This window comes from Runella sp. MFBS21 (genome assembly GCF_029433105.1).
Lineage (GTDB): Bacteria > Bacteroidota > Bacteroidia > Cytophagales > Spirosomataceae > Runella.
On sequence record NZ_JARNTW010000020.1, the window covers coordinates 40,995 to 57,646 of the forward strand.

Below are 16,652 nucleotides of genomic sequence, written 5' to 3' on the forward strand. Positions count from 1 at the left end.
AACCATACGTAATGTTTTATGTATAGGTTTTCACCCTATATCCTTTCATAACATTGAGTAGCGAATTAGTAATTAGTGCCTCACCAAAAGGTACACGCATCGCGCTTTTACAAGAAAGACGCCTTGTGGAGTACCATGTGGAGGAGTCGGAAAGTAGTTTTACGGTTGGTGATATTTATTTAGGAACCGTCCGAAAGCTCGTTACCGGCTTGAACGCTGCTTTTGTTGACATTGGATACGAAAAAGATGCTTTTCTGCATTATCATGATTTAGGCCCCAATGTACAATCGCTCAACAAGCTCACGAAGGAGGTTATTGCCAAACGCTTAACCACTGGCAAGTTGAACAATTTTAAAATGGAGCCTGAAATTGACAAACTTGGAAAAATTGATAAAGTACTGGGCAAAAACCAGCCAATCCTCGTCCAAGTTGTCAAAGAACCTATTTCTACCAAAGGACCACGTCTCTCATGTGATATTTCTATTGCGGGGCGATATGCTGTTTTGGTGCCTTTCTCTAACTCAGTAAATATTTCTAAAAAAATAACGGATAAAGCCGAAAGAACACGGCTACACCGACTCATGACTTCGGTAAAGCCCGCTAATTTTGGGATTATCGTTCGTACCGTCGCCGCCAATAAAGAAGTAGAAGAGCTAGACAAAGACATTCAAAACTCAATTCGGAAGTGGGAAAACGGCATGAAAGCCCTCAATGAGGCCAAACCCCGTGATCGCATTATCGGAGAAATGAACCGAGCATCTTCAATCATGAGAGATATGCTCAACGACACCTTTGATAGTATTACGGTCGATACCAAAGAAATGTATGACGATATTCGAGAGTTTATCCATACTATCGCACCGGAAAAAGAAAAAATTGTGAAGCTCTATACTGGCAAAAATAAGCTGTATGAGCAAACAGGATTAGAAAAGCAGATTAAGTCGTTGTTTGGACGCTCAGTGAGCTTACCCGGTGGGGGATACCTCATTGTTGAGCATACTGAAGCACTCCATGTGATTGATGTCAACAGCGGCAACAAGTCCAATAACGAAGAAAGCCAAGAAGATACAGCGCTACATACCAATATAGAAGCGGCCAAAGAAATAGCTCGCCAACTTCGCTTACGCGATATGGGAGGTATCATTGTGGTAGATTTTATTGATATGCGGAAAGCGGAACATAAAAAACAACTCTACGACGCTATGAAGGCCGAAATGAAAGCCGACCGTTCGAAGTTTACGTTGTTGCCGCTTACCAAATTTGGTTTGATGCAGATTACGCGTCAGCGAGTAAGACCTGAGATTAGTATTGTCACTCGGGAAGTATGTCCTACTTGTAATGGCGCGGGTACCATCCAGCCTAGTATCTTGATTTCGGATATTATCGAAAGCAATCTTGAATACTTGTTGACCAAACAAAACGAACAAAAGGTGTCGGTAGCCCTACACCCATACTTGCACGCGTATTTTACGGCGGGATTCCCGTCGCCCCGACTCAAATGGTTTTTTAGATACAAATCATGGGTTAAGTTGTTGAAAGATAGCTCTTTGCCGATTACGGAGTTTAAGTTTTACGACAAATACGGAGAAGAAATAGAAATCGCAGCAACTTGATTTATTTAAAAACATCTATCAAGGGTTAATGGTTAGAAAGTGAAGGACTATTGGTAAAAGTGAAAGGGCATATACACGCCTCGCCTCTTGCGTCAACTTCACCTTCTGGCTTTTAACCCTTACTTATTTTATAAAATGGAAATTGCAACTTTTGGAATTCGTGCTTGGCGTATTTTATCCATGATTGCTGTCTTTGGAGCGTCAATTTATAGTTATAGTCTTTTCGGGGCCGATGTAGGAGTGCACTTCGATGCTAGTGGTAAACCCGACGAATTTATGACCAAATCAGATGTTTTTTACATTCTTGTCGCACTTATTCTGATAAACAATGTACTGCTGGTCGCTTTTGGACGCCAACTCCTCAAATTGCCAAGTCATATGCTCCCCATTCCAAACCAAGCAGAATGGAGCCTCGAACGTGAAAAATTGAATGAGCATCTACAAAACTGGGTTTATTGTTTGGTAGCACTTATCAATACATTCATCGCCATGACAGTGTGGGCGTTGGCAACGGTCAACAATGAATTTAAGTATAAAATCAAAGACTTTGAGGGGCTGTTTTATGTGGTTATCGCTTCGCTGTTGATAGTGATTATTTCATTGCCAATTAGACTCATGATTAAACCCCAAATCGAAGAACAGAGCTAATGCTTCTGCTCCTTTTTTCGGTATGAATTCTTCTCCTTTAATGCCCGAAATTCCTCTGGTGGAGTTTCAATATGAACTCCCTGATGAGCGCATCGCTCGCTATCCTGTAGCACCGCGCGACTCATCTAAGTTGCTGGTGTATCAAAATAACACTATCTCACATCAGTCTTTTGAGCAGATACCTGAATTATTGCCTGCATCTGCTTTGTTGGTCTTTAATGATACGAAAGTGATTCCGGCAAGGGTATTTTTTCAGAAAGATACGGGAGCTCACATTGAAGTGTTTTTGCTACATCCCGAAGCTCCTTCTAGGGTCATCAATGAGGCTATGCAGCAAATGCGTCGAGGAGTGTGGAGCTGCATGATTGGGAATAAAAAACGCTGGAAAGCAGGCGAAACCCTGAGCCTTCGATTGCAGGCTCCTACCGAAACATATATACTGGAAGCTACTTTAATTGATTCCTCCAAAAATTGGGTGGAGTTTAGGTGGCGGGGCGAATCGGGCGGTGATACCTTGCCGTTTGTGGAAGTTATCAAAGCTTTGGGCAATATTCCGTTACCACCTTATTTGGGACGTGAGGCTGACGCCGATGACAGTACAACCTATCAGACGGTATATTCTAAGATAGAAGGAGCAGTGGCAGCTCCTACGGCTGGGTTGCACTTCACTGAAAGGGTTTTTGAGGCACTCGCCAAAAAAGGAATCGAGAAGTCATTTGTGACGTTGCACGTTGGGGCAGGCACTTTTCAGCCTGTCAAGGTCCAAAATGCCGTGGAGCATACCATGCACGCCGAGCAGGTAATTTATCGTCAAGACCTCATCCAAAATTTATTAGAGAAGTTAGGGCAAGTGGTGGTAGTGGGTACTACTTCTATGCGTTCATTAGAAAGTTTGTATTGGTTTGGTGTCAAGCTTTGTTTGGCATCTTATCAGGCTACATCCAGCGGTGACACTTCTTTTTTTATTGAAAAACTTGCACCTTACCAATCCTACGAGTATCTGCCCTCAGCAGCCGAGTCTTTATCGGCAGTATTGGAATATATGAAACATCATCAGTTGACAGAAATTGTCGGCGAAACGGAGATTATGATTTTTCCGGGTTATGATTTCAAAATATGCACTGGCCTTATCACCAATTTTCATCAACCAGGGTCTACACTTATGCTTTTAGTGGCGGCTTTTGTAGGAACAGACTGGAAAAAAATCTATGCCGAAGCGCTTTCAAACAATTACCGTTTTTTGAGCTACGGGGATTCTTCTCTTTTGTGGCATAAGAAGCCTAATTAACCACTCTCAGTTTTTGTATTTTTTTGATGTTGTTGGTTTCATACTTAATCAAATAAACCCCTATTGGAATTTTGGTGAGGGTCGTTTGTACAAAATGTTTTCCGGGTGGAAAAAGCTCGTCGGCTAAAATGCGGAGGCTTTCGCCCGAAAGCGAAAGAAGCGAAACGGTTACTTTAGCAGGAAGTGTGAGCCTAAATTCAACAGTCACATTTTCAGTGGCAGGGTTGGGGTAGACTCTAAAAGGGAGCTGCTCGATTAGCTCGTCGTTGGGTATAGAAGGGATATTTAAGTTAGTAATACCTTGGTTTTCGTCACTTTTTGTCCCCTCGGTGTGTTGTCCCCAAATTGGTAATGAGACAAACACAATCATCAAAAAACACAGTATTTGCATGGCTTGTGGCGAAAGATTATGCTTATCTAACGACCAAAAATACCAATTGATTGTCAATATCGAGAGAAAGAGTTGTATAAATGGGATATTATTTGATTTATCGGGATATTTTTTTTGTAAATGCTACTTATAATGTAAAAAGGAAGTAGGTGCTCAGTATGTCTTATTGATTAACAGTTTTTTGAGCATGACAATTTGACCTAGATGATAATAAGCATGTTCAATCATGGCATCGATGTTTCGCTGGACACTGCCATATTTTTCATCAACAAAATACTCATTTAGTTGTTGGTCAGACATTTGTTCGACCAAATAGGCAAAATCTTCCGAATCTTTCCAAAACTTTGTTAGAAATTCTTCCCATTGGTTTTGGGAAATAATTGGCGGGAAATCGAAGCTATATTTGTCACGTATTTCGAGATTTCCGCCCCTAAAAACATTGTTTACCCCTTCAATATAATAATGGATATGCTGAGCTAATGCGGCAATCGTGTTAAGGGACTCTACGGCTGTGGTAGCTATTTGCCAATCCAATCCAGTTAGTTGGGCTTTGTAGTTGGTATAAACAACCCAAGTGCCGTTGAGAATAACTTCTCTGAAACGATTTGCAAGGATTTTGGTGTTGGTTTCCATAGAAGGTAGAGTAACTAGATAGATAATAGTATTTTTAGGATACGTTCAAAGATACCCATTATACAACTTACATATTATATGCTTAAAGAATTTTCATTCAAACAATTTGGCAACTTTCGTTTTGCCCACGATGAACTTAATGGAAGTACCTTGGCCAGTATAGAGGAGCACATTAAAATTTTGTTTTTGCCCAAATGTGCTAGAGTGAAAGTGGACTTTCAGGAGTTTCAGATGGAAACAGATTCATTGCTTTTTATCAATCCAAAAGCAATTCTAAAACCCATTGATACAGAGTATGGTGGCGAATGTCTGATTTATTTCAATAGAGATTTTTATTGTGTCGAAATCCATGACCAAGAGGTAGCGTGTGATGGTATTTTATACAACAATGTGTTTGAGGTACCTTTTGTGAAATTAAACGAAAGTCAGTCAGTGGATATTCAAAACATACTTCGGCAAATACAAACCGAAATGGAAAATGAAGATGCCAATACCGAAGAAATGTTGAGGATATTGTTGAAGTTAATTATTTTGAAATCTACCCGAATTTGGAAACTTCAACACCAACTTTCAGAAAAGGAACAGCAGCCAGATGTTCAGTTTTTGAGGAGGTTTAGTAAACTAGTAGAGCAGCATTATAAAACGCATCATACCGTAGCTGACTATGCTGATATGCTTTTTGTAACCCCCAAAAACCTAAGTAAAAAAATCAGTTTGGTAAGCAAAGAGACGCCAAACGATATTATTAAAAACAGAATTATCCTTGAAAGTAAACGGCTACTGGCGCATACGACCCTCACAGTCAAAGAAATAGCCTATGCTTTAAATTACGAAGATGATGCTTATTTTGTCCGATTCTTTACAAAAAGTACCGGTCTCTCTCCCCTTTCATTCCGCAAACAATTTTAAACAAGAAATATAGATAATGCACCCGAGTCATTCTGGATTGAGGTGATTTATAAATCTTGAGCGTTAGGTAGTGTTGGCAAAAAGTACAATGCAAAGCGAAAAGCGTCCATTGATGACGCTGCAAATTTGCCCCACCTTTGCATTGTCAAATAAATACAAACACTCAAATATCAAAACCATGAACAAGTTAACAGTAAAAGACGGAACCGAAATTTATTTCAAAGATTTAGGAACAGGCCAACCTATCTTTTTTCATCATGGATGGCCATTGTCTTCTGACGATTGGGATGCCCAAATGATGTTTTTCTTAGAAAAAGGTTTTCGGGTAATCTCCCACGACCGTCGTGGACACGGACGCTCTACTCAGACTTTTCAGGGAAATGAGATGGATACCTATGCAGCAGATGTAGCAGAACTTACGGAATTTTTAGATCTTAAAAATGCCATTCATATTGGACATTCCACTGGTGGGGGCGAAGCCATAAGATATGCCGCAAAATACGGTAAAGGCCGAGTGGAAAAAGTAGTGTTAATCAGTGCCATTACGCCTTATATGATTCAGGATGAACGAAATCCTGACGGAGTTCCATTGGCGGTATTTGACGATATTCGGCACAATACTCGTCATAACAGAGCTCAGTTTTATCAGGACATCACTTTTCCTTTTTTTGGATATAACAGAGAAGGCGCTGAGGTGAAAAAAGGAATTCAAGACAACTGGTGGAGACAAGGAATGATGGGAGGTATCAAAGCCCAATATGACTGTATTAAAGTGTTTTCGGAAACAGATTTTACGGAAGACCTCAAAAGTGTAGATATTCCGGTGTTGGTACTTCATGGCGACGATGACCAGATTGTGCCTTATGCCACCACGGCAGTGAAAGCAGCTGAACTCTTGAAAAATGGAAAGCTCATTATCTATCCTGGCTTCCCACATGGTATGCCTACTACCGAAGCTGCAACTATCAATGCCGACATTTTAGCGTTTATTGAATCTTAGATTTTGCAAAGAGTAAGACAACTTAAAAAAATATCTTTTCATTTTTGTCCCAAACTGTGTTTTTGAGGCTGTCTTAGAAGTGTTACTTTTGAGGCAGCCTCATTTTTACGCTGTTGGACAAATCGGTTGATTAAACTATTTTTTAGGATCTTATGGGTGGGAAACTGACATTTCTGAAGTTTTTTGAGAGGGTTTGATCGTCTTTAAAAATTCGGAACAAGTCAAAAATTTAGCTTTTTGTTTTGCCAAAGAACCTACCAAATTTTCAAACTTATCAATCAATTCTTGACCCGATTGGCGCTTTACATAGGTGGGCAGCTTGTAGGGGGATAAGTCTGAAAACTCCCAAGGATGAAAATATAATGATAAAAAACCTCTCTGCTTCAAGGTAATTTTGCAGAACCATTTGTAGAGTGGCAATGGCATATTTTTGAAAGCAATCCAAAACAACGGCAATCTGAAAACGGGCAATACCGAAGAAGGAATTTCTAGCACATTGCCAATCCAGTGAGGTTGAGCAGGTTTGGATAGGAAATTATAACGCCCCGGCAAGTAAGTAGGATTCAAGGAGGCGTCGTACTGATAACCGTGCTCGGCTAGTTCGGGGGTATTAAATTGCATCAATCTGGGCATTCTGAAACCCACAACAGGTTTAGAACTGATATCTTCCAATACTTTTTTGGAAGCGATGATGTCGCTCATGGTTGTCGGTTTTCGAAAATCATGATAAAATGAATGGGAAGCAATTTCATGATTTTGGGCAATGTATCGAATGAGTTCAGGGTGATGCTGCGCAAAATTTGCCGTACAGAAAAACGTAGCTTTTGCTTCGTATTTTTCCAAAATGGATAAAAGTGCTTCTAGTCCGAGGCGTGAAACTTCAAACTGCTGCTCAAAAGGGACTTCTTGCCCATATTCTTGTGGGATGTCAAACTCCTCGACATCAAAAGTCAATAAAATGGCCTTCACGATAACTTCAGGAAAAATAGATTAAGCAATGTTTCTTTTGATACGGGATGCTTTAGATGATTTTTTGATGGCTTTCTCTTCTGGTTGAGTAGGAGCACTTTTTTCAGGATATAGGATAAGGAAAAGATTTTTGATTTCCTTCCAAATCACTTTCATTGAGAAGTCGCTAAATACAATGTTCTGAATTGGCGACACAGGTACGGTGGTGTAAGTTAGGTTTTTGAGATGAGAGGCTCTTATCAAAAACTCGATTTCAAACACGAAAGAATTGATTTTGTTTCTCAAAAAAACATACTTTAATTCTTGCCTGAATCCTTTGATTCCCGCTTGGGTGTCGTTGAGTTCAGAAGGAAGCCATAGATGATTCATGGTTTTGAGTATGGTAGAAATAAGCTGCCGTTTGATAGGTAGTTTATCAAAATACTCTTTGGAGCGTTTGCCAATGACGAGGTCGTAGCCTTGGTGCAAGAGGTCGTAGATTTGGTAGATACAATCCGTACCAAAAGGGAAATCCATATCAGTATAAATGATATACTTACCTGAGGCGTATTTGACTCCCTCGCGGATGGCGTAGCCTTTACCACGGTTTTTATTATAACTCACCCATTTGATAGAAGGATGTGGTAGGGGAGTAAAAAGAGGCGACAAATCTTCTTTAGAACCGTCATTGACGATTACGAACTCAATCGTAAGGGTATCTAAAGTACTTTCGATAAGCTTCACTTGCTCTAGGTAGCTATCGAGCCACTGAGGTGGCGGGTTGTAACAGGGAGTAATGATACTCAAAAAGATGCTTGATGCCATAATTTGGTTTGTTTAAGTAGATAGAATTGTAGAAGACAACATACGCCAATACAGCCAATCGCCTTAATACAATAAGGACCAAAGAAATGGCTTCTTATGAAGGAAGGATAAACGTCGAAGGGGGCAAGAATTGAAAAGAAAAATACAAAGTATACCCAGAATTTATCGATGAAGGTGCGGTCACTAAATACATACCAAACAGCCACCCCCGAAATCGCAATGATGTAGGAGGCTGATTCGGCAGCGTGGTTAAAGATGATAACCCAAATAAGCAAATAAGCCAAGTATTGCCAACGGAGTCTGGCTTGTTGAGCAATAGCCGAAAACCAATACAACGCTCCCGTGGTGACAATCAAACACACAAGACTTATGATTTGAATGAGGGCCACGTTGATTTTGCCAGGGAAAAAAGCATTGAGAACTCCCATCACCCCCAAGCCAATGTTGACTTTGCGGTCGGCTTGAAGGCATTGGTACCATTCTTGGTAAACTTCTAGCCAACGACCAAGTCCAATGAATGGAAGAGGCAAGAGCATCAAACCCGCCAGACACAATGCAAAATAAATGCCTGTTTTAATTTTTTGAGGGTAAAACAAATACAGTAGTACTACGATTACGCCATAGCCTTTGATACAAAAAGCAATAGCAGGACATAAGGCTGCCCAGAAGAGTAACCGCCGCTCCAAAAAAGCGAAGGTAAGAAGGCCAAGCGCAGCAATACTCGAATTAGTCTGTACATTGTGGAGGCTCGTGTTGAGTTCGAGCAGGCAAAACCACCACATAAAAACTTTATAAGACTGCTGAATGAGAAGCTTTTGAATAGCCCAAAAACTAAACCAAGCACTGAATAAAAGCCACATCAATAGCCCTACCGAAACGGGAGGGAGGCTAAAAGGCAAAAAGAAAATCGTAAATGCTGGCGTATATAAAAAAATGTCGTAGTAAAGCTCGGGGTATTCAAGGTGTAGGTTTTGGTGATTGAGCAAATGGAAAAAAGCCTCTCGGAAAATAGTGAAGTTGTTATAACTTTCTTTTCCTAGTGCCAAACATTGTAAATATGTAATGAGAGCTATCAAAAGATAGATAGCTAGAATCACTTTTTCATTTTGAAAAAGTCGAGCAAATCTTGACATTGAGGTTAGGTTGTTAAAAAAAGCTTACACTTTGCTTAACAAAACGTTTTTGTTAATGAAGTAATACTTCAGTGAAATTGTACATTGATGTCGATTCTGAACAAGCTAAGGTATTTTCAAAAAGGGCTTTACAGATTTTTTGGAAACTAAATTTATCCTAGCTGTCAGTCGCCGTTCTGAAACATAACAGGCCTTCTTCAACATCAAATAAGCAAGCTTATATGAATGGGGAGAGGAACGAATGTTGGTGTTGAGGAACGACGCGGCTAAGTTAGGCAACATCTATGAAATTAGCAATTTCGTCGTCGAAAAAAACAATAGTGTAGATGAAAAACTAGCATAGGTCTGTTTCTTTATGGCTGTTTGATGAATAAAAAACCGCAATTAGGACGCCAAAAACAAACAAAAGGTTGGGAGAGAGGAATGATATGTTTTGAGGCAATCCTAGAGATAGGACATCTTTTAGGGGGTGATATTGATAGGACTTGGGTAGTTATTTAGAAAATTTTTTGATGCTTCCGTTGGTATGTTCTAGGATATACAATTCTCCTTTGAAATCTTCCCCAAAAGCCGATACATTGCCTCCTTGGATGGTGAGTAGTTGGAGGTCGGTTTTCTGATTGTTTTTAAAGGATAATGCCCAAATATGCCCATTGCTGAAGTCTCCAAAAATGTATTTTCCTTGGAGTGTAGGCTGAGCGTTTCCTTGATATACGTAACCTCCCGTAACGGAGACGCCATCGGTACGAGGATAAAAATGCACAGGAGGAATCAACGAATTGCCTGATTCGCAGTCGTTTCTTGGATTATAGCATCGATTGGCTTCTTTGAGTCTCCATCCATAGTTACCTCCTTTTTCGATGATATTGATTTCTTCAAACTCATTTTGACCTACGTCACCAGTCCAGATTTTACCAGTTTTGGCATCAAAGCTAAATCGCCAAGGATTTCGTAAACCATAGGCAAATATTTCTTCTTGAAAGCCTTCTTTGTTGCCCACAAAAGGATTGTCAGCTGGAATTCCGTAGTATCCTTTGTCGGTTTTGTTGACATCAATACGCAAAATTTTCCCCAACAAAGAAGCTTTGTTTTGAGAGTTGTTGTGTTGATCTCCCCAAGCCCCGCCGTCGCCCGTCGAAATATAGAGCATTCCGTCGGGGCCAAAGGCTATCTTGCCACCGTTGTGGTTATCATAAGGTTGAGCGATTTTCAACAAAATAGTCTCTGTCGAAGGGTCTACGCTTCGGGCCTCCGACGACGAAGCTTTGTACCGTGCTATGATTGTTTCAAGGGGTTTTCTTTTCGTATAATTGACATAAAAATACCCATTTTGTTTGAAGTTGGGATGAAATGCCAACCCCAGCAATCCCATTTCACCCTCAGAGGAGATTTTGTTTTTGATATCAAGATATACTGAGGTATTTTTAGTAGAAGGGCTATTTTCAAAAAAACGAATTTTACCTTCTTGTTCTATCACAAATAACCGATTACTTCCGTCGGGAGGATAGGTCAATTCCACGGGGCGGCTAAACGACAAAAATGGAAAGGCGTTTTGAAGCGTAATGAGCGACGGATGAGGTTGATAAGAGACCAACAAAAACAAAGCTAGCATCGCTAGCAGCGGGATGGTAGATTGCTTTTTCATGGAGGTATGTTTTTTGGTTAACAACACATCATACATTATTTATCAAATAGCGTTTGCTTCTGTCATTTAGAGCGATAAGTATAATTAATGAGATACCGGCACAAATAAAACGGCATCAGCTGCTACACTTCCGTCGGTCTGTTGGGTGATGAGTTCTACGTAGTTGTTTTGTCCCACTCCTAACTCATAACGACCTAGTGGTACCCATTCGCCAGAGGTTTGCCCAAGTACAACTACCTCTGCGGGTTTGAGGGTGGTGTCTTTTTGGGTTTTTCCGTCAAACACCCTAATGCCAATTTCTGAGGTAGCTTTTTCTATTTTGGGTAAATACACAAAAATATCATAGTTGGCAGACTGTTTGATGGTAGGGGTATACCGTACTTTATCACCAACTTGGAGGCCGCCGAGCATGTATGAAGGGCCATAGCCGCCTTTGTTTTTTTGTTCGATATGCCAAGTCCCTGTTTTACTGACTGCATTGAGGTCATTTTCGTCCACCAAAATCTCGGGGGTGCTACCGTCGGCGAGCGGATTTTGGATTAATTCCTTCTGTAATTTGTCAATGTCGATTTTTTGGATGCTTGTTTTGGCATTGATAGCCATCACGGCGGCCAAGGCTGTAGATTGTCCTAATACCATAAATACAGGCTCCATCCGAATAGAACCATAAGCAATGTGTGATGCAGAAAGACAGACAGGAACCAATAAATTTTGGCAGTCAGCTTCTTTAGGAATCAATGACCGATACGAAATAGGGTAAGGCCCAAAACCGCCCACTTCTACATTCCCTTCGTTTTTGACCATTTTACGACCGTCTTTTTCAATCACAATACGGTGGGTATTGTGCGAATCCATGGTATAAGCGGCCATACCTACTCCATCAGTCACTACTTCTTTACCTTGGCAGTTGGCCTGAGTCATCACATAGCTTCCTATCATGCGTCGTGCTTCTCTGACGTACAATTGAGGCGACCAGTGTCCCGAATCGGTATACTCGTCTTTAGGGTACCCCCATTTCAACATTTCTTGGCGGAGGGGCAATGGAACACGAGCGTCGTGGCCAAAAAAGTATAACAATCCTTTGGTATAAATTTCGTGTTGACGGATGATTTCGGCACGCTGCTCATAACTAGCTTCTGGATAGTCCCAATTCATACCAATCATATCGGTCGAAAAGCCATTTCGATTGTTGATGTCGGTTTTGTGATTAGGCATTCGACTCCAAATAAAATACTGATTGAGCGAATATTTTCCGGGCTGAGCCTCTATGAGCCGCGCTAGTAAGTCGTAGCGACTTGAGTCATAGTGAGCGGGGCGGGTGATAGGCACTAGGTTGGCGGGGTGGTCGGTGAGGCAGATGCGGTAGTTGTAGGCTTGCACTTTGCGATCTCCAGTGCCATTGGGAAGCAAAGGCTCGTTGCTAATTCCCCAGAGTAATCCAGAAGTAGGGTTTCCAGGGGTTTTGTAGGGATCGATACCATCAGGAAACTGGTGGCCTGTCATGAGCTGAACACCGTTGATAGTCTCTCCATAGCGCGAATTGTCTTCACGGCCTACGGTATAAGAAATACCCGCTTTAGCCATTAAGTCGCCTTCATAAGAACAATCAATAAACATTTTGGCCCGAATAACTTGTTTTTGGGAAGGATTAGTGGCGTTTTCAATCGTTATCTCCTGAATTCGTTGGTTACTTTTTTTTACTTTGTTGAGGCGGTGGGAGTAAAGCACGTCTACTTGACCACGTTTTATGTATTCATTGAAAAGGTTTTCGGCGACATGAGGTTCAAAAATCCATTGCTCAAATTTGCCATAGTGCTTCCCAATACGGCGATAATAGTCACGCGCTAGCCCCGTAATTGCATACTTATTGCCAATATCCGTCAGGCCGAGTCCGCCAGTAGTCATGCCTCCCAGATGCTTGCCAGGTTCAATAAGCAAAACAGATTTTTTGTATTTTTTGGCTGTATAGGCAGCGATAACTCCCCCAGAAGTACCGCCATAGATACAAATATCTACCTCTTTGACGGGTTGGGCTAGGGCAGGAGTCCCTAAAAACAATGCAGCAGTAACTACTACTAGCAGACGATTGGTAAAGGCATGTGCCATATCTGTTGAAATGGAGGAAAAGTGAGTAAGTTGAGGCTTCACTTTTTAAAAGTAAAAAAATAGCAGATTGTACTGTGTCTCTTGCCAAAGACTTAACTTGGAAAAATTAAGAACTATTCTCCCATCCGGGAGAGCAATTTTTCGTGGGTAAGTTTGACAAAACGATACCCTTGGGCTCTCAGGATTGGTATAGCCATTTGTAATGCCTCAAGCTCATGCCACTGAGGGTGATTAAAGTGCATGATGACAATTGCGCCGGGTTTGGCATTGGCGATGATTGTATTTTTGATGATTTCGGCGGGGGTGAATGGTACGGCATCACCGCTCAAAACATCAAAGCCTACGATTTTCATCCCTAGTTGGTTAGCGATTTTGGCGCAGGTTTCATCCGTATAGGCCGTGGCTGAGCGAAAAAAACGCGGTCTTTTGCCCGTGATAGCTGCCATTTTTCGGGCATTAAGCTCCATTTCGTCGATTACTTCTGCTAAGTTTTGAGTTGCCGCAATACCGTATTTGGTTTCTCCATTGATAGAGCAGAGTCGGTGTAATAGTCCGTGATTTCCCATTTCAAAAAGTGAGTCGGCGGCAAGGTCTCTAAAAACTGCCTGATTACTATCAATCCACAGACCACTTACAAAAAGAGTAGCAGGTATGCGCTCTTTTCTTAGGAATGCAATCAGGGGGGCGTTGTAGTCATTGTCTTTGCCGATGCAAGCGTCAAAGGTGAAAGCGAGTACTTTTTCTTTGTCGGCTACGTCTTCAAATACATCTTTGATGACCAGTCCAAAGCGACCTGGTTTGGCGTTGGGATACTCTTTAATGATTTTGTCTCGAAAGGCGAGGTAGTCGGGAGTATAGTATGGTTTTACTTTATTCTCAAGCCTTTGACGTTGTTCGAGAGTAGTTTGTCCCCAAGAGGTTAGAGAAGCGGCAAGCAAGAAAAATATAAAAGCTTTCATGGTTGTGATAATAGGTAGATTGCAGGGGCATTTATTGATCTTTTTTTTCCAACTTCTCCATCAAAAGGTCAATTTTTTGGTGTAATCGTTGAATTTCTAAAGCGGCTTCTTTATCGGTTTTGAAATCATTTTCTGCCAACAATTCTGCCCTCCTGTTTTGAATATTTTGCCCAATCATAATCAATGGCATCAGCAGAATCTGAATTAGGTTGGATATAAACAACCACATCAGAAAATCAGGAGCAGGGTCGAATCTTAGTAAATGCGGAGCTAGAGAGTTCCATAATAACCAAGTGGCTGTCCAGCCAAAAATCAGATAAAAGAAATACATAGTGCCGACGTGATCGGTAATCCAACTTCCTAATTTTTCGGATTTTGTAAAATGTTCTTGTAAGTTTTGCTTGTGTGTCTTCATCATTTTGTTAGATTTTTTGCTAAATATATAAAAAATTAGGAGGGAGTATCTCAATGATACTTCCTCCTAGTTATGCGAAATAAATAGGTTATTTAATGGGTCTTAAATGATGATTTATTTCGGTACCTTCCATAGAGAAATAGGCCGCTTTTCTTTCTTTGCCTTTGGATAGCATCACTTTGTAATAGTCTGCATTTCTTTTTTCGGAGTCGAAGTGCGACTTATTGCCCGTAATTTGCCAATCTGGATAGCTGCTATTGATAGATTGCAATATTTTATCATTTAAGGGAAGATTCATCCCTGTTTCTATAAACCGAACGAGATCGCCTTTGGCGTTGTAATAAGCTACTTGTTTCAAATCTCCTGATGATGCAGTGATTTCGATAAAAGTGGGATGGTCTCCATTACTGTATTCATTGAATTGTTCTTCGGTGATTTTCCAGTGAAGTGGCAAGTGGGCAAACGGAGCCATTGCTTTGTCGAGGGGTTGGGATTCATTAAAATCGCTTTCGAGGGTAGCCGTGACATTACTTATAGGAACGCCAGCTTTGTCGGGCGTTAAGATGACGGTCGATGATTTTTGGGCTGAGGCACCTGTAATAGCGCAAGCGAAGAGTAGGCCCATGGCTGCGAATGTGTGAGTGAGTTTCATGGTTTTAGAGGATTAATGCGTTGATTTGTAGTTAATTAAAAAAATGGTATTTGAAGTTGTTAGTTAATAACAGATAAAAGCTAGCAGAGCCCTTTAATAAAAAGGACTCTGCTGAGGCTTTAACGGCGGCGACCTCCGAAACCTCCACTAAAACTCCGACCACCCCCAAAACTACTCCGGCTTCCAAATCCGCTAGGAGCTGTGTTATAGCTGCGGAAGCTGTTGTTGGGGCTGAACGAACGACCACTGAAAGAAGGACGGGTGAAAGTGCTATTGGGGAGTCGATTAGCAGGGTTGAAATGCTGGTTGGCAACACTCATAAAAGCATGACTTGCAGGTACATAGGGACGGTTGGTCCAGAGGTTGGTGCGATAATAACGGCCAAATTGACGGTACAAAATAGGGTAGTTGGTGTAATAGCCGCCGTTGAAAAACCAGTTGGAAAAACCTAAAGAAGGGAAACCATAAAAACCAAGTCCACCTAAGCCATAGTACATTCCGAAATTGGACCAATACGCGCCAGGATACCAAAGAGGGCTGCCATACCAGTAAGGATAGCCAAACCAAAATGAATAAGGATTTGCCCAATAATTGTTGTTGTTGGTGGCGTATTGTCCGTTAGGAAGAATATAGCCGTTGGCCTGCGCAAAATCTTTAGCGGCTTGATTGAGTTCCGACACTGCCTGAGGATTTGAATCCATTTGTTGTTTATAACTCTGGATTACTTGTTGGTTTTGGACTACCAAACTATCATGTTGCTCGGCCAATTGTTGCGTAAGCCCCGCTTTGTCCGACGCATAGAGTTGACCTAAATTGGTCGTAAGGGCGAGGTTGCCGGTGAGGGTTTCGAGCACATCGGGGTGCTCCGACAACAACCGAAACTGTTCACGTACATCTACAGGTGTGGTAGCCACCAAATCATTGAAATTTTGATTGGCTTGCGCTTCTAGCCGGTCTGTTTCAATCAAATCTTCGTGGTGGTTGTGGTAGAGTTTCCACGCGGCAGTTTTGAGGTGTGACTCTTGGTTGGGGAGCATACCTTCGATAGCGCTACGTTTGAGACCCGTAGGCTGAGTAGCAAGCGAATGAAGTAAGTCAGGGTAGCGGCTTAGTTCATAAAACCAACCCTGTTTTTGTTGATTAAAACTACCAATCAAAGCATGAAAAGAAGCCTTAGTTCGCTCTTTAAGTTGGGCGATTTGGGAGAGGATATCTGGGTATTGACTGCTGGTGAGTATTGCTTGGCGGATGTCGGCATCTTGTGATGCTACCACCATGCGCATTCCCTTATCAGTTTCGATGTGGGTGGATTGATTTTGAGAAAGGGCATTGGAAGAGATTCCGAACCATATCATCAAAACAAGGGTGTTGCTAATTAATCTACGTTTTGAAAGGTTAAGTAGCATGTAGTGGGTGGAGTTCATTACAGTTTTCATGATTCTCGTGCTGTTTGAAACTATCGATAACTAAATTGACGCAACAAAAGT

Annotated in this window: 16 protein-coding genes; 5 read left to right on the forward strand and 11 right to left on the reverse strand. The window is 41.4% G+C overall.

All coding sequences use genetic code 11. The features are described from left to right. The first annotated feature begins 53 nt into the window (after positions 1-53). The 3 genes from P1X15_RS25980 to P1X15_RS25990 all read left to right on the forward strand — a co-directional run bounded on the left by P1X15_RS25980 (position 54) and on the right by P1X15_RS25990 (position 3,549). Positions 54-1,613 carry an Rne/Rng family ribonuclease gene (locus tag P1X15_RS25980; protein WP_277341058.1) on the forward strand — a complete coding sequence of 520 codons (1,560 nt, stop codon included), beginning with the start codon at positions 54-56 and terminating at the stop codon, positions 1,611-1,613. Between the two features lie 135 nt (positions 1,614-1,748). Further along, positions 1,749-2,261, forward strand: coding sequence for a hypothetical protein (locus P1X15_RS25985; protein WP_028666022.1), 513 nt, complete (start codon positions 1,749-1,751; stop codon positions 2,259-2,261). Positions 2,262-2,283: 22 nt separating this feature from the next. Next, the gene (locus tag P1X15_RS25990; RefSeq protein ID WP_277341059.1) at positions 2,284-3,549 is read left to right on the forward strand and encodes an S-adenosylmethionine:tRNA ribosyltransferase-isomerase; all 1,266 of its coding nucleotides are present in this window, start codon (positions 2,284-2,286) and stop codon (positions 3,547-3,549) included. Here the strand turns inward: P1X15_RS25990 and P1X15_RS25995 are convergent. After that, the gene (locus P1X15_RS25995; protein ID WP_277341060.1) at positions 3,542-3,940 is read right to left on the reverse strand and encodes a T9SS type A sorting domain-containing protein; all 399 of its coding nucleotides are present in this window, start codon (positions 3,938-3,940) and stop codon (positions 3,542-3,544) included. The two genes, P1X15_RS25990 and P1X15_RS25995, sit on opposite strands and share 8 nt — an antisense overlap. A 153-nt stretch (positions 3,941-4,093) precedes the next feature. After that, positions 4,094-4,573 carry a DUF1572 family protein gene (locus P1X15_RS26000; RefSeq protein WP_277341061.1) on the reverse strand — a complete coding sequence of 160 codons (480 nt, stop codon included), beginning with the start codon at positions 4,571-4,573 and terminating at the stop codon, positions 4,094-4,096. Positions 4,574-4,651: 78 nt separating this feature from the next. Between P1X15_RS26000 and P1X15_RS26005 the strand changes: the two genes are divergently transcribed. Together P1X15_RS26005 and P1X15_RS26010 are read left to right on the forward strand one after the other, a co-directional pair. Next, the gene (locus P1X15_RS26005; protein ID WP_277341062.1) at positions 4,652-5,482 is read left to right on the forward strand and encodes a helix-turn-helix domain-containing protein; all 831 of its coding nucleotides are present in this window, start codon (positions 4,652-4,654) and stop codon (positions 5,480-5,482) included. A 178-nt stretch (positions 5,483-5,660) separates the two neighbouring features. Then, positions 5,661-6,482 (forward strand): alpha/beta fold hydrolase, encoded by an 822-nt coding sequence (locus tag P1X15_RS26010; protein ID WP_277341063.1) that lies wholly within the window; start codon positions 5,661-5,663, stop codon positions 6,480-6,482. A 150-nt stretch (positions 6,483-6,632) separates the two neighbouring features. On the opposite strand, the gene P1X15_RS26015 is transcribed toward P1X15_RS26010, so the two are convergent. The 9 genes from P1X15_RS26015 to P1X15_RS26055 form a co-directional block, all read right to left on the reverse strand. Further along, positions 6,633-7,451, reverse strand: coding sequence for a polysaccharide deacetylase family protein (locus tag P1X15_RS26015; protein WP_277341064.1), 819 nt, complete (start codon positions 7,449-7,451; stop codon positions 6,633-6,635). A 21-nt stretch (positions 7,452-7,472) separates the two neighbouring features. After that, positions 7,473-8,255 carry a glycosyltransferase gene (locus P1X15_RS26020; protein WP_277341065.1) on the reverse strand — a complete coding sequence of 261 codons (783 nt, stop codon included), beginning with the start codon at positions 8,253-8,255 and terminating at the stop codon, positions 7,473-7,475. Next, complete coding sequence (locus tag P1X15_RS26025; RefSeq protein WP_277341066.1) at positions 8,234-9,388, reverse strand: glycosyltransferase family 87 protein; 1,155 nt, start codon at positions 9,386-9,388, stop codon at positions 8,234-8,236. The genes P1X15_RS26020 and P1X15_RS26025 overlap by 22 nt, the downstream gene beginning before the upstream one ends. Before the next feature lie 493 nt (positions 9,389-9,881). Further along, complete coding sequence (locus P1X15_RS26030; protein ID WP_277341067.1) at positions 9,882-11,033, reverse strand: sorbosone dehydrogenase family protein; 1,152 nt, start codon at positions 11,031-11,033, stop codon at positions 9,882-9,884. 84 nt (positions 11,034-11,117) lie between these two features. Further along, positions 11,118-13,139 (reverse strand): FAD-dependent oxidoreductase, encoded by a 2,022-nt coding sequence (locus tag P1X15_RS26035; protein ID WP_277341068.1) that lies wholly within the window; start codon positions 13,137-13,139, stop codon positions 11,118-11,120. 113 nt (positions 13,140-13,252) lie between these two features. Further along, positions 13,253-14,098, reverse strand: coding sequence for a polysaccharide deacetylase family protein (locus P1X15_RS26040; protein ID WP_277341069.1), 846 nt, complete (start codon positions 14,096-14,098; stop codon positions 13,253-13,255). 31 nt (positions 14,099-14,129) lie between these two features. Then, positions 14,130-14,516 carry a DUF1003 domain-containing protein gene (locus P1X15_RS26045; RefSeq protein WP_277341070.1) on the reverse strand — a complete coding sequence of 129 codons (387 nt, stop codon included), beginning with the start codon at positions 14,514-14,516 and terminating at the stop codon, positions 14,130-14,132. 85 nt (positions 14,517-14,601) lie between these two features. Then, entirely contained in the window at positions 14,602-15,165 is a 564-nt protein-coding gene (locus tag P1X15_RS26050) for a hypothetical protein (protein ID WP_277341071.1), read from the reverse strand. A gap of 119 nt (positions 15,166-15,284) precedes the next feature. Further along, a complete protein-coding gene (locus P1X15_RS26055) occupies positions 15,285-16,601 on the reverse strand; it encodes a hypothetical protein (protein WP_277341072.1) in 1,317 nt (438 codons plus the stop codon). Positions 16,602-16,652: the final 51 nt, after the last annotated feature.

What these genes read in the sequence shown, in the direction of transcription:
- P1X15_RS25985 (WP_028666022.1), top strand. Translation starts at nt 1,749, where the DNA reads ATGGAAATTGCAACTTTTGGAATTCGTGCTTGGCGTATTTTATCCATG.
- P1X15_RS25990 (WP_277341059.1), top strand. Translation starts at nt 2,284, where the DNA reads ATGAATTCTTCTCCTTTAATGCCCGAAATTCCTCTGGTGGAGTTTCAA.
- P1X15_RS25995 (WP_277341060.1), bottom strand. Translation starts at nt 3,940, where the DNA reads ATGCAAATACTGTGTTTTTTGATGATTGTGTTTGTCTCATTACCAATT.
- P1X15_RS26000 (WP_277341061.1), bottom strand. Translation starts at nt 4,573, where the DNA reads ATGGAAACCAACACCAAAATCCTTGCAAATCGTTTCAGAGAAGTTATT.
- P1X15_RS26005 (WP_277341062.1), top strand. Translation starts at nt 4,652, where the DNA reads ATGCTTAAAGAATTTTCATTCAAACAATTTGGCAACTTTCGTTTTGCC.
- P1X15_RS26010 (WP_277341063.1), top strand. Translation starts at nt 5,661, where the DNA reads ATGAACAAGTTAACAGTAAAAGACGGAACCGAAATTTATTTCAAAGAT.
- P1X15_RS26020 (WP_277341065.1), bottom strand. Translation starts at nt 8,255, where the DNA reads ATGGCATCAAGCATCTTTTTGAGTATCATTACTCCCTGTTACAACCCG.
- P1X15_RS26025 (WP_277341066.1), bottom strand. Translation starts at nt 9,388, where the DNA reads ATGTCAAGATTTGCTCGACTTTTTCAAAATGAAAAAGTGATTCTAGCT.
- P1X15_RS26030 (WP_277341067.1), bottom strand. Translation starts at nt 11,033, where the DNA reads ATGAAAAAGCAATCTACCATCCCGCTGCTAGCGATGCTAGCTTTGTTT.
- P1X15_RS26035 (WP_277341068.1), bottom strand. Translation starts at nt 13,139, where the DNA reads ATGGCACATGCCTTTACCAATCGTCTGCTAGTAGTAGTTACTGCTGCA.
- P1X15_RS26040 (WP_277341069.1), bottom strand. Translation starts at nt 14,098, where the DNA reads ATGAAAGCTTTTATATTTTTCTTGCTTGCCGCTTCTCTAACCTCTTGG.
- P1X15_RS26045 (WP_277341070.1), bottom strand. Translation starts at nt 14,516, where the DNA reads ATGATGAAGACACACAAGCAAAACTTACAAGAACATTTTACAAAATCC.
- P1X15_RS26050 (WP_277341071.1), bottom strand. Translation starts at nt 15,165, where the DNA reads ATGAAACTCACTCACACATTCGCAGCCATGGGCCTACTCTTCGCTTGC.
- P1X15_RS26055 (WP_277341072.1), bottom strand. Translation starts at nt 16,601, where the DNA reads ATGAAAACTGTAATGAACTCCACCCACTACATGCTACTTAACCTTTCA.